The 12,185-nt window shown below is 68.5% G+C and carries 11 protein-coding genes; 4 read left to right on the forward strand and 7 right to left on the reverse strand.

The genetic code is table 11. The features are described 5' to 3' along the window. Positions 1-49 precede the first annotated feature (49 nt). The 4 genes from V6B97_RS09980 (at position 50) to V6B97_RS09995 (ending at position 3,947) form a co-directional block, all read left to right on the forward strand. Positions 50-895 (forward strand): EamA family transporter, encoded by an 846-nt coding sequence (locus V6B97_RS09980; protein WP_333506359.1) that lies wholly within the window; start codon positions 50-52, stop codon positions 893-895. A 281-nt stretch (positions 896-1,176) separates the two neighbouring features. Then, complete coding sequence (locus V6B97_RS09985; RefSeq protein WP_442935478.1) at positions 1,177-2,184, forward strand: 4Fe-4S binding protein; 1,008 nt, start codon at positions 1,177-1,179, stop codon at positions 2,182-2,184. A gap of 324 nt (positions 2,185-2,508) precedes the next feature. Beyond that, on the forward strand, positions 2,509-3,366 hold the full coding sequence (locus V6B97_RS09990) for a zinc metalloprotease HtpX (protein WP_333506361.1): 858 nt from the start codon (positions 2,509-2,511) through the stop codon (positions 3,364-3,366). Between the two features lie 155 nt (positions 3,367-3,521). Next, positions 3,522-3,947, forward strand: a complete 426-nt coding sequence (locus tag V6B97_RS09995; protein ID WP_333506362.1) for a PaaI family thioesterase — start codon at positions 3,522-3,524, stop codon at positions 3,945-3,947. Positions 3,948-4,063: 116 nt separating this feature from the next. Here the strand turns inward: V6B97_RS09995 and V6B97_RS10000 are convergent, their stop codons facing one another. From V6B97_RS10000 to murC, 7 genes are all read right to left on the reverse strand, one after another. After that, on the reverse strand, positions 4,064-4,858 hold the full coding sequence (locus V6B97_RS10000; RefSeq protein WP_333506363.1) for a DUF4851 domain-containing protein: 795 nt from the start codon (positions 4,856-4,858) through the stop codon (positions 4,064-4,066). A gap of 159 nt (positions 4,859-5,017) precedes the next feature. Next, on the reverse strand, positions 5,018-5,845 hold the full coding sequence (locus V6B97_RS10005; RefSeq protein ID WP_333506364.1) for a DUF4851 domain-containing protein: 828 nt from the start codon (positions 5,843-5,845) through the stop codon (positions 5,018-5,020). A gap of 386 nt (positions 5,846-6,231) precedes the next feature. Next, positions 6,232-7,515, reverse strand: coding sequence for a cell division protein FtsZ (gene ftsZ / locus V6B97_RS10010; RefSeq protein WP_333506365.1), 1,284 nt, complete (start codon positions 7,513-7,515; stop codon positions 6,232-6,234). A gap of 43 nt (positions 7,516-7,558) precedes the next feature. After that, positions 7,559-8,785: a cell division protein FtsA gene (gene ftsA, locus V6B97_RS10015; protein WP_333506366.1), complete on the reverse strand. Its 1,227-nt coding sequence runs from the start codon at positions 8,783-8,785 to the stop codon at positions 7,559-7,561. 70 nt (positions 8,786-8,855) lie between these two features. Next, positions 8,856-9,635, reverse strand: a complete 780-nt coding sequence (locus V6B97_RS10020) for a cell division protein FtsQ/DivIB (RefSeq protein WP_333506367.1) — start codon at positions 9,633-9,635, stop codon at positions 8,856-8,858. A 50-nt stretch (positions 9,636-9,685) separates the two neighbouring features. Further along, positions 9,686-10,606, reverse strand: coding sequence for a UDP-N-acetylmuramate dehydrogenase (gene murB, locus V6B97_RS10025; RefSeq protein ID WP_333506368.1), 921 nt, complete (start codon positions 10,604-10,606; stop codon positions 9,686-9,688). Between the two features lies 1 nt (position 10,607). Next, entirely contained in the window at positions 10,608-11,975 is a 1,368-nt protein-coding gene (gene murC, locus V6B97_RS10030; RefSeq protein ID WP_333506369.1) for a UDP-N-acetylmuramate--L-alanine ligase, read from the reverse strand. Positions 11,976-12,185 lie beyond the last annotated feature (210 nt).

Genomic DNA, 12,185 nt, shown 5'->3' on the forward strand with positions numbered 1-12,185 from the left:
CCAGCCGGGCCACGTCGCGCACAACAAGACCACGTGATCGGGAGCCCCCATGGAACCGCTGGTGTTCGTCGCCGTGCTCTCGGCGGCCATGCTGCACGCCGGGTGGAACGCGGTGGTCAAGGTGGGCGCGGACCGCCTTCTGGCCATAACCCTGGTGGCCGTGTCCGGTGCGGCCGCCGCGCTGTTGGCCGTGCCCTTCGTGACGCCCCCGCCGCCATCGGCCTGGCCGTGGCTGGGCACCTCGCTGCTGTTCCACACCGGGTACAAGCTGTTTCTGGCCCAGGCCTACCGCACGGGCGACCTGGGGCAGGTCTACCCCATCGCCCGTGGCAGCGCCCCGCTGGTGGTGGCCGTGGTCATGGCCACCGCCTTCGGAGAGGCGCTCTCGCCGTCAGCGGCCACGGGCGTGGGCCTGCTGGCCTCGGGCATCTGGCTCATGTCCCTGCGCGGCGGGCGCGCGCAGGCCAGGCCCGACCTGCGCGCCTTGGCCTTCGCCCTGGGCACCTCGCTGTTCATCGCCAGCTACACCATCACCGACGGCATCGGCGCACGCACCAGCGGATCGCCGCACGGCTACACCGTGTGGCTGTTCCTGTTCGACGGCCTGGTCATGCTGACCATCCTGCTGGCCCGGCGCGGCCGGGAAGGACTGGCGGCCATGCGCGCCCACTGGCGCGGCGGCACGGCGGCGGGCCTCATGTCCGTGGGGGCGTACTGGATCGTCATCTGGGCCATGACCCTGGCCCCCATCGCTCTGGTGGCCACCCTGCGCGAAACCAGCGTGCTGTTCGCCGCCGCCCTCTCGGTGGTGGTGCTGAAGGAACCCCTGACCCGCTGGCGCACCGTATCGGCCTGCATCATCGTGGCCGGGGTGGTCCTGACCCGCGCGGGATAGACGCGCATCTTTCCGGGACGCCGGCGCGCAAGCCGGTGGACGCAACGGACGGGAAGGCATATCCCGTCCGTTTGCCGTTGATGCCGCAGGGGCGGGTGACGACGACGCGGGCCGAAATCCGCGCCCCCGCCAGACATGGCGGTTTCCGCCGCCGGCTTGGCATGGACGCAACGTCCCGCGTGGTTCACGTGACCCACGTCACGGACGTTTCCGCCGCCACGGGCCACGATGACGGCGGGCATCCGGCCCCGTTTCGCCAGCCTCAGCCCAAGGAGCATTCCGTGCCGCGTTCCCGGTCCCGCCTGCTGTCCCCCGCCCGCGTCCGCTTCGGCGTGCAGGCCGCCTACACCCTGTTCCTGCTGTACGCCGGTTGGCACTTTTTCCTGTACGTGCGCTGGGCCATGGGCGAAACTGAAGATTTCGTGCCCAAGCCCCCCTCCGTGGAGGGCTTTCTGCCCATCAGCGCGCTGATCGCCTTCAAGCGGCTGCTGTTCACCGGCCAGTGGGACCCGGTGCACCCTGCGGGGCTGTTCATCTTCATCGCCGTGCTGGGCATGGCCCTGCTGCTGCGCAAGGGCTTCTGCGGGCACATCTGCCCCGTGGGCTTCGTGTCGTCGCTGCTGGCCCGGCTGAGCGCGCGGCTTCGCATCGCCCGGCGCACCGGGCCGCGCGCGTCCCGCCTGCTCTCGCTGCCCAAGTACCTGCTGCTGGCGGGCTTCGCGTGGATTTCCGTGGTGTCCATGGACGTGGAATCCATAGAGGGCTTCCTGCTCTCGCCCTACAACTTCGTGGCGGACACCCGGATGCTCCAGTTCTTCCTGGCGCCCAGCGCCACGGCGCTCACCGTGTTCGCCGTGCTGGGCGCGGGCTCGCTGGTGCTGCCCTACTTCTGGTGCCGGGTGCTGTGTCCGTACGGCGCGCTGCTTTCGCTGCTGGCGCGCCTTTCTCCGGTGGCGATACGGCGCGACGCGGCATCCTGCGTGGACTGCGGGCGCTGCTCGCGCGCCTGCCCGGCCGCCCTGCCCGTGCAGCGGCTGGAGCGGGTGTCGTCCGGCGAGTGCGTGGGCTGCACCGAATGCATCGCCGCCTGCCCCGTGGATGGCTGCCTGTCGGTGACCCTGCCCGGCAAGCGCCGCCTGCCCGCGTGGTCCATCGCCGCCGGGTGCGTGCTGGCGCTGCTGGCCACGTGGGGCGTGGCGCAGGCGCTGGGCATGTGGGAATCGCCCCTGCCGCAGGCCATGGTGCGCCGCTTCCACATGATGTTGCAGGTGGGCATGATCACCCACTAGACGATGTTGCCGCGCGTCCACGCGGCATGTCGGTGCGGCATGCCGCTCCGCCGCGCACCGCGCGACGCCGCCGCCCCCCGTCTTCCGCAGTCCCTTTCGCGCATTGCGGCAGCCCCCCCTTGCCATCTCTCGCTGCGATATTACATAGTTGCGCAGGCGGCAGGACGCACCGCGCGGCCATGCGGTCCGGCGCGTCCACACATATCGGCCACCGGGGCATATCGGCCACCGGACGTTTCCAGGCCACCGGCCGTTCCCAGACCAGCCGCCCGACATCCAACCGTGCGGGCCATCCCGCGCCTACCCACGCAAGGAGCACAGACCGTGACCAGTCAGATCAAGACCGCCATGCTGCTTGCCCTTCTTTCGGGCATCATCATCGTCCTTGGCGGGGCCATGGGCGGCAAGACGGGCATCATGATCGCACTGATCCTGGCCCTGGTGATGAACGTCGGCAGCTACTGGTATTCCGACAAGATCGTCCTTTCCATGTACGGCGCGCAGGAGGTGGCCCCCCACGACGCCCCCATGCTGCACGCCATGGTCGAGGAACTGGCCGCCCGCGCGGGCATTCCCAAGCCGCGCGTGTGCGTCATCCCCGAAGACGCCCCCAACGCCTTCGCCACCGGGCGCGACCCGGCCCACGGCGTGGTGGCGGTGACCCACGGCATCATGCGCATCCTCTCGCCGGAAGAACTGAAGGGCGTGCTGGCCCACGAGATCGGCCACATCGCCAACCGCGACATCCTGGTGCAGACCGTGGCCGGGGTGCTGGCCTCGGTCATCGTGTCCATCGCCAACATGATGCAGTGGGCGGCCATCTTCGGCTTTGGCCGCGGCGACGACGAAGAGGGCGGCACCAGCCCGCTGGTGGCCATCATGATGGCCATCGTGGCGCCCATCGCCGCCTCGCTGATCCAGTTCGCCATCTCGCGCTCGCGCGAGTATTTGGCCGACGAGACGGGCGCCTCGCTGTCCGGCAACCCGTTGTACCTGGCCGGGGCGCTGGCCAAGCTCCAGGCGTGGTCGCAGAAGGTGCCCATGCAGCACGGCAGCCAGGCCACCGCGCACATGTTCATCGTGAACCCGTTCAGCGGCGCCCGCATGGCCAGCCTGTTCAGCACCCACCCGCCCATGGAGGAACGCATCGCCCGCCTGCAGGCCATGGCCGCGCGACGCTGAGCGGATCGCGCGGCGCTGAGCGGATCGCCCGGCGTCTGACGGACCGGCGCTGCGCGTGCCTCACCCGGTGGCGCGCACGGCACACATCGGATATACAAAGGGGCGGGGCCATGTTCCCCGCCCCTCTTTTCATGCCAACACCTCCGGGAGGCCCCGTGAGCACCGTCCATGAAGACCTCGTGTCCTTCGTCGAGCAGCACGTGGACTGGCACCGCCACCTCGGCATCCGGGTGGAGGAGGTGCGCACCGGCTACGCCCGGCTGCGCCTGCCCTTCCGCGAGGAATTCGCGGGCAACAAGTCGCGCGGGGCGCTGCACGGCGGGGTCATCTCCACCCTGGCCGACATCTGCGGCAACGTGGCCCTGTGGACCCATTTCGGCCCCAACGACATGGTCTCCACCGTGGACATGCGCGTGGACTTCCTGCGCCCCGCGCCCTTCGCCGACCTCATCGCCGAGGCCGACGTGCGCCTGCAAGGCTACCGCATCGGCAACATCTTCGTGCGCATCGCGTCCGAATCCGCGCCCGGAGTGGCCGTGGCCGAAGGGCGCATCGTCTGCTACGTGAAGCGCGCCGAATAGCCCTTCCGCTCTCCGCCAAGCCAAATTTTTCCGCCCCCCATCCTTTCCGCAAGGCGGCAGCGATCATCCCGCCAGTCCGCGTCAGCGGCCGTCCCCCCTCGTCACCCCTATCCGCGTCAGCGGTCATCACCCCTGTCGCGCTCGAGTATCCCCAGCATGCGGGTGATCTCGCGGCGCTTCACCTGCTCCGGCGCGGCGTCCAGCCGGGTGATGTCCCTGCCCCTGGCCCAGTCCCCGCCGGGCCGCTCCAGTTGGAAGGCCCGTTCCGCCCGCGCCTCGAAGGCCGCCAGCGCGGCCGGGTCGTCCAGCACCGCCGGGTGGCCGAAGCGGGGCGCGCCCTCCCCTCCCTGTTCACCGGCGCCCCCCAGCGGTTCGCGGTATTCCACCACCATCTTCACGTGGCGCATCTCCGCGAGCCCGGTGAACCTGCGCACCAGCGCGCCGGAGCGCCAAGGGGCGGGATCGTCGCCGAAGGCCGGGGCCAGCGCGTCCCTGTCCGGCGGCAGCACGAAGGTGGCGGCGCGCAGGGACATGCCCGCCAGTTCGCCGGTGGCGGTGCGCACTTCGGTCAGGCCCGACGACACGTCCAGCGGCCAGCGGTACTCGCTGGAAGCTTCCGCCAGCAGGGCCGCCAGACGGGCCGGTTCACCACTGCCGCCCCTGCCCGGCGCGGCGTGCAGGGCATAGTACACCCTGGCCGAGCCGGTGGCGCTGGCCGTTTCCGGCGCGATGTCCGCCACGCCCGCCCCTGCGGGCGCCAGCCCCGCCGCCGGACGCACCAGCAGCGCGGGCCGTGCCGACGAGGCCAGCATGTCGCCCGCCAGCCCCCGCCGGACGGGGTTGCGGTACATGAGCGCGTAGACGAAGCCGGCCAGCAGCAGGACGATGACGAAGGCGATCAGCTTGGGCATGGGGTTCCCCTGGCGGTTCCGGGCGCACGCGAGGCGCACGGGGGCAAAAGAATCGGTGGCGACGGAGGCCGGCGGCGGAGAACGCCGGAGAATGACGCCGGAGCATATCGGGGGGCAGGGTACGGCGCGGGCCGCCCCTGCCCCGGTTGCCGCCTGCGGTTACTTGTCGCTGGGCAGGTTGCGGATGGGCTCCATGCGCCCGGCCATGCCGGCCAGGTTGCGCGCGTGCACCCTGCTGGCGTCGAACACGAAATCCTCTGCCGTCACGCCGCCCTCGGGATAGGCCACAACCGAGAAGGCCGCGCGCGACCGCGCCTCGAACTCGCCCAGCAGGGCCGCGGCGCGTCCCGAGGGCTGCTGCCCGGCGTCCAGGGCATCGGCCAGTTGCTCGCCCGCGCCCGCAGGCACGGGTTCGCGGTATTCCACCACCAGCTTCACGGCGCGGAAGTCGGACAGTTGGGTGTAGCGCCGCACCAGCCAACGCCATTCGCCCTCGTCAGGGGCCAGCTTCGGAGGCGCGGGCAACATGGCCGCGAACGGGTCGGCCGAGGCGGGCATCAGGAAGGTGGCGCCGGCGAACCGGGCGGGGCCGGTGGCAAATCCGTCGCGCCGCACTTCTCGCCAGGGGCTGGAAACGTCCAGTTCCCACTGCCAGCCGCTGGGCACCTCGCTCAGCAGCACGGCCAGTTGCCGCTCGCGCGTGACATCGGCGTAGAACGCCCAGCCCACGTCAACGTGGCGCAGCCCCAGTTCCGTATTCAGCAAGGGCGATGCCGCCCCGCTGCCCAGCAGCGTGAACCCGGCGGCCGGACGCACCAGCACCGGCGGGCGCGACGACGAAACCACGGCGTCGCCGCTCAGCCCCCGGACAAGCGGGGCGCAGGCGGTGGCCAGCAGGGCCGCCATCAGCAGAAGCAGCGGGAGAACCGGTGAAGGCCGCGCGACACGGCGGGTGGGGTGAACCCCGGAAAGTTGTTGCGTCAGCATGGTTGTCTCCTTTGCGGGCTGTGCGGCACATCGGCCACATGCCGTCCGCCTGCTGCGGCCGTCGAACCGGCCGGGCCACGGCTTGCCGGGCAGTCACGCACGGCATACAGCGTAACCACTGCCGTGAAAAAATCCAGCCCCCGCAACGAGAAAAGGCCGCCCCGTTGGGGGCGGCCCTCCCGTAAACCGTGCCCGGGATGGAGAGGCGTCTTCTTCGTCCCGTGCGCGGGGTCTATCGTGCGTATCGTGCACGCAAGGCGCGTGCGTACCCGGCGCCCGCGGCGTACCCCCCCGGTTTGCAACGCCGGTTCCGCTGGGCCGGGCGGCCCGCATCGCCCTTTCCGCGCGGCGCGGAGAAGAGGCGCGGGCCGTGGAGCTTCCGCCCGCTAGTCCGCCTGCTTGCGGATGAAGGACGGAATCTCGAATTCGTCCTCGTCGAAGATGAAATCCTCTTCGCCGGGGGCGTGGCTGTTGACGCGGTTCACCGTGGCCTGCACCTGGCCCTGCTTGCGCAGGTAGGCGGGAATGTTGCGGTCGTCGTCCGAGAAGCCGCCCAGGCCGCGCGGCTGGACCGTCTGCTGCGCGGCGGGCTTGGCCTGCACCTGCTCGGCGCGCGGCTGCGCGGCCGAACGGGGGGCGGGCTGGGCCAGCGAGCCGCCCTTGCGGAACGGGGTGACCGTGCCCGACTTGCCCGCGCCTTCCACGCCCACGATGCCCGCGTCGATGCCGGTGGCGATGACGGTGATGCGCATTTCCTCGCCCGCCGCGTCGTCGAACACGGTGCCGAAGAAGATGCGCGCGTCCTCGTGCGCGGCTTCCTGGATGATGCCCGCGGCTTCGCTGACCTCGTCGATGGTCAGGTCCGGCCCGCAGGTGATGTTCATGAGCACGCCGCGCGCGCCGTCGATGGACACGTCTTCCAGCAGCGGGCTGGTGATGGCCTTCATGGCGGCCTCGCGGGCGCGCGATTCGCCGCGCGCGATGCCCGCGCCCATCATGGCCAGGCCCGATTCGCCCATCACCGCCTTCACGTCCGCGAAGTCCAGGTTGATGAGGCCGGGCACCATGATCAGGTCGGAAATGCCCTTCACCGCGAAGTACAGCACTTCGTCGGCCTTCTTCAGCATTTCCACGAAGGTGGCCTTCTTGGGGGCCAGGGAGAGCAGGCGGTCGTTGGGGATGGTGATCAGGCTGTCCACGTGCTCGCGGAATTCGGAAATGCCGAGTTCGGCGGCTTCCAGGCGCTTCTTGCCTTCGAAGAAGAACGGCTTGGTGACCACGCCCACGGTCAGCGCGCCCAGTTCCTTGGCGGCCTGCGCGATGACGGGGGCCGCGCCGGTGCCGGTGCCGCCGCCCATGCCCGCGGTGACGAAGACCATGTCGGCCTCGCCGATGGCGTCCTTGATGGCGCCCATGCTTTCAAGGGCGGCGTCGCGGCCGATGCCGGGGTTGGCGCCCGCGCCGAGGCCCTTGGTCAGCTTGTCGCCGAGCTGGATCTTGAGTTCGGCGGAAGACCGGCTGAGGGCCTGGATATCGGTGTTCGCCGCGATGAAGGTGACGCCCTTCAGCGCGGAGGATATCATGTTCTGGACCGCGTTGCCGCCGCCGCCGCCGACACCGATGACCTTGATCTTCGCGGTGCTTTCGGCATCGATCTCGTGAAATTCCATACGCCTCTCCTTGTCCGAATGACTGGTCCGCTGGACCCACGGTTTACGAGATGTCGGAGAACCACTTGCGCATGCGCGACAGCACGCGGTTGAACACGTTTCCGTCGCGGATGCGGAACTTGAGCTCGAGGCCCTCCTTTTCGGCGCCGTAGCGCAGAAGCCCCACGGCGGTGGCGAACTTCGGGCTGTTCACCACGTCGCGCAGCCCGCCCACATTGCGGGGGTAGCCGATGCGGGTGGGCATGTTGAAGATCTGCTCGCCAAGTTCCTGGCACCCGTCGATGAGGGCCGTGCCGCCGGTCAGCACCACGCCCGCCCCGATCATGCTCTTGAAGCCGGAGCGGACGAGTTCCTGATCCACCAGCGACAGGATTTCCTCCATGCGGGGTTCGCAGATTTCGGCAAGCACCTGGCGCGACAGGCGGCGCGGATCGCGCCCGCCCACGCTCGGCACCTCGATGAGGTCGTCGTTGCGCACAAGGTCGGCCATGGCGCAGCCGTACTTGACCTTGATCTTTTCGGCCGAGACCATGGGGGTGCGCAACCCGAACGCGATGTCGTTGGTCAGGTTCTGTCCGCCCAGCGCAAGCACGCCCGTGTGCTTGATGGAATCGTTGGAGAACACGGCGATGTCGGTGGTGCCGCCGCCAAGGTCCACGAGGGCGACGCCAATCTCCCTCTCTTCCTCGGTCAGCACGGCCTTGCTGGAGGCCAGCGCCTCGAGCACGATGTCCGACACGTCGAGCCCGCTCCTGTGGCAGGAACGCACGATGTTCTGGGCGGACGTCACGGCGCCCGTCACGATGTGCACCTTGACCTCGAGCCGCACGCCCGCCATGCCGAGCGGGTCGGCGATGCCGCGCTGGTCGTCCACGATGTATTCCTGCGGAAGGATGTGGATGACTTCGCGGTCCAGCGGAATGGCCACGGCTTTCGCCGCGTCCAGCGCGCGTTCGACGTCCTTGGGGCCCACCTCGCCGCCCTTTACGGCGATGACGCCATGACTGTTGAAGCCCTTGATGTGGCTGCCCGCGATACCCGCATAGACCGAACGGATTTCGCAGCCGGCCATCAGCTCGGCTTCTTCGAGAGCTTTCTTGATGGACTGGACGGTCTGCTCGATGTTGACCACCACGCCCTTGCGCAGGCCGGTGGAGGGACTGGTGCCGATGCCGACGATATCGACCCCGTCGGGCGTGGCTTCGCCCACGACCGCGCAGATCTTGGTGGTACCGATATCAAGGCCGACAATCAGATCCGACTTGGGCATCTGCTACTCCTGTTTACGCGATGCCGAACGGGTGCCGTGGGGGCTGCCCGTGCGGTTTCGCTCTGCCGGGTCAGCCGCCGAGGGCGGCGTCCTTCTGTACCCAGACGTTGACGCCCCCCGCCTTCACCTCGCGCACCTGCTTCAGTTCGCCCCGACGGGCAAGGTCGTCGAGCACCTTACCCAGCCTGTCGAGGTTCTCGCGCCAGTCTTCCAGCGCGATGCTGAGCCGCAGGTCGCTGTTTTCCAGATACAGTTCCACGCCCTTGCCGGGGCTCAGGCGCACCCACGATACCAGGGCGATGTCCACGGGCAGCCTGGCCCGCTTCAGATCGCCGGTTATCTCGGGCAATCGCTCCAGCGCTTCCTCGGCCCCCGTCTCCACTTCCAGCGTGGGCAGCGAGGTGAACCGGCCCGCCCCCACCGGGGCGATGATGTTGCCGTGTTCGTCGGCGTAGAGAAGCTCTCCTCCGCGCTGTACCCAGAACTTCGGCTCCCGTTCAGCGACTTTTATCGCAAATCCGTCCGGAAGCAACCTTTTTACGGATACTTCCGTAATCCAGGGGTTGCGCAGCAGGCCCGACTCCATGTCCGCGATGTTCACCGCAAGGCTGTTCGAGCCGGGGGCAACGCCCGCCAACGCCAGGATTTCCTCCTGTCTTAACCTCAAATTGCCGGAGACTTCAATAGATTTGACTGCAAAATATTCAGAACTGGTCGCATATCTGTAGACGTACAGCAAACCTATGCTTATTCCGACCAGAAGGGATACGGAAAGCAGCATGGTGAATATCCACTTGACGAACGAGAGCAGTCCGTTGCCCGGATTCAGCGTGGGCTTCTGCGGCTTCACGCTTTTTCTGCTGTACGCATTCTTCGCGCCTTTCTTTCCACGCGACAATGCTACCGCCATGACCAGACCTTCACTTCAAGTTCAAGGTCTATTCCGAAACGTTCACTCACGGCAACTCTTGCCAACTGTAATAAACTGAAAGCCTCTTTTGCAGTGCCATTTCCTTCGTTGACCATGAAGTTGGCATGCATGGACGAGAAGGCCATGCCGCCGATGCGGTGCCCTTTCAAGCCCGCCGCATCCAGCAACTTGCCCGCTGGATTATCTGTAGAGGGATTGCGGAACACGCACCCCGCACTGTGGGCCAGCACCGGTTGCGTCGCTTTCTTCTTCAGGTAATTGCCGCGCATGGCCGCATGCACCACCGCGCTGTCGCACCGCGTAAGAGCAAAGGTGGCCGAGGTGACCAGGAACCAGCCGTCCAGCGGCGAGCCCGCGGCGTCCAACACCTCGAAATGGCGGTACCCGTACCGGAACCGCTCGCGCCCCAGGGTCACGTGGCCCAGCGCGGGCGAGAACACCGAGACGGAATGCAGCGCCGCGCCGCATTCGCAGCCGTAGGAACCGGCGTTCATGGCCACCGCGCCGCCCACCGCGCCGGGTATCCCCGCCAGCCCTTCCATGCCGCAAAGGCCCCACGCGGACAGGCGCGACACCAGGCGCGGCAGCCGTTGCGCCGCGCCCACGCGCACCAGCACGCGGCCGTCCTCCGTCTCGCCGGTCACTTCCGGCGCGGCGTCGAAGGGGCCGCCGTCCTCCAGCGTCACCACCACCACGGGCAGTTCGCCGTCGTCGGCCAAAATGTTGCTGCCGCAGCCCAGCATGCGCGGCTCGCCGCCAAGGCGCGCCAGCGCTTCGGGCAGGCCGTCCAGGTCCCCCGGCCCGGCCGCGCGCGCCTCCGCCAGCGCCCTGCCGCCAAGGCGGAGCGTGGTGCGGTGCGCAAGCACGGGGCCGTCGAGAACCTTGAGCATGCTATTCCCCTTCCAGGTAGCGGGGGCCGATGGTGGTCACGTTGCCCGCGCCCAGCGTCAGCAGCAGGTCGCCGGGTTGCAGCACTTCGGGCAGCGCCGCCAGCACGGAATCGAAATCCTGATGGTAGGTCACGTCGGTCTTCGACACCTGGCGGATGCCCTGGGCCAGGCTTTGCCCGCTCACGCCGGGGATGGGCTTTTCCGACGCGGGGTAGATTTCCGTCAGCAGCAGTTTGTCCACCCCGTCGAACACCTTGCAGAACTCGCCGAACAGGGCCTGGGTGCGGGTGAACCGGTGCGGCTGGAACACCACCACCAGCCGCCGGTGCGGGAAGCACTGGCGCGCCGTGGCCAGGGTGGCCGCGATCTCCGCCGGGTGGTGACCGTAGTCGTCCACCACCAGCACGCCGTCGCGCTCGCCCTTGCGCTCGAAGCGCCGCCCCACCCCGCCGAACCTGGCCAGGCCCGACACGATCTTCTCGGGCGCGATGTCGCATTCCAGCGCCACGCCGATGGCGGCCAGGGCGTTCAGGATGTTGTGGCGGCCCGGCTGGGCCAGACGCACCTGCCCGATGTCCTCGCCGTCGACGATGACGTTGAACAGGCTGGTGTCCGCGCAGGCCAGCACCTCGGCCCGGATGGCGTTGCCCTCGTCGAAGCCGTAGGTGACCACCGGGCGCTTCACGCGCGGCAGCAGGCGGCGCACGCCGGGGTCGTCGCCGCAGACCACGTTCATGCCGTAGAACGGCACCTTGTTCATGAAGTCCACGAAGGCGTCGTCGATGGCCTGCTGCGAGGGGTAGTGGTCCATGTGGTCCATGTCCACGTTGGTGACCACGGTGACGATGGGGAACAGGCACAGGAACGAGCCGTCCGATTCGTCCGCCTCGGCGATGAGGTAGGCGCCGTCGCCCAGGCGGGCGTTGGCCCCGTAGGCGTTCAGGCGGCCGCCGATGATCACCGTGGGGTCGGTGCCCGCCTCGTCGAAGATGGCCGCCGTGAGCGAGGTGGTGGTGGTCTTGCCGTGCGTGCCCGCAATGGCGATGCCCGTGCGCAGGCGCATCAGCTCGGCCAGCATTTCGGCGCGCGGAATGATGGGAATGCCCCGCTTGCGCGCGGCCGCCACCTCCGGATTGTCGTCGCCGATGGCCGTGGACTTCACCAGCACCTGCGCGTCGGTCAGGTTGCCCTCGCCGTGGCCGATGTAGATCTCGGCCCCCAGCTTGCGCAGGCGGCGCACCACCGTGCCGTCGGACATGTCCGAACCGCACACCTCGTAGCCCAGGTTCAGCAGCACCTCGGCAATGCCGCTCATGCCCGAGCCGCCGATGCCCACCATGTGTATTTTCTTGATCTTGTTGTTATTCATAGTTTTTCATGTTGCCTTTCGCGTTATTGCGGCCGCTGGCGAAAGCAGGGTTCTGTTTTTTACGCCTCCGGCGGGCAAGGACGGCAGCCGTTAGACGAGTCTTCGAGTCTTACGGATGGCGATCGCAGCGCGGCTCCGCCCCCTGCACCCCCATTTCGAGAGGGCAGTTCGGTCAAATGCAACACAGACCAGAACGATACGTTGCTACAC

This window comes from Nitratidesulfovibrio sp. 1201_IL3209 (genome assembly GCF_036763125.1).
In the GTDB taxonomy this organism is placed as follows: Bacteria; Desulfobacterota; Desulfovibrionia; order Desulfovibrionales; family Desulfovibrionaceae; genus Cupidesulfovibrio.

What these genes read in the sequence shown, in the direction of transcription:
- murB (WP_333506368.1), bottom strand. Translation starts at nt 10,606, where the DNA reads ATGCTCAAGGTTCTCGACGGCCCCGTGCTTGCGCACCGCACCACGCTC.
- ftsA (WP_333506366.1), bottom strand. Translation starts at nt 8,785, where the DNA reads ATGCCCAAGTCGGATCTGATTGTCGGCCTTGATATCGGTACCACCAAG.
- murC (WP_333506369.1), bottom strand. Translation starts at nt 11,975, where the DNA reads ATGAATAACAACAAGATCAAGAAAATACACATGGTGGGCATCGGCGGC.
- V6B97_RS09980 (WP_333506359.1), top strand. Translation starts at nt 50, where the DNA reads ATGGAACCGCTGGTGTTCGTCGCCGTGCTCTCGGCGGCCATGCTGCAC.
- ftsZ (WP_333506365.1), bottom strand. Translation starts at nt 7,515, where the DNA reads ATGGAATTTCACGAGATCGATGCCGAAAGCACCGCGAAGATCAAGGTC.
- V6B97_RS10000 (WP_333506363.1), bottom strand. Translation starts at nt 4,858, where the DNA reads ATGCCCAAGCTGATCGCCTTCGTCATCGTCCTGCTGCTGGCCGGCTTC.
- V6B97_RS10005 (WP_333506364.1), bottom strand. Translation starts at nt 5,845, where the DNA reads ATGCTGACGCAACAACTTTCCGGGGTTCACCCCACCCGCCGTGTCGCG.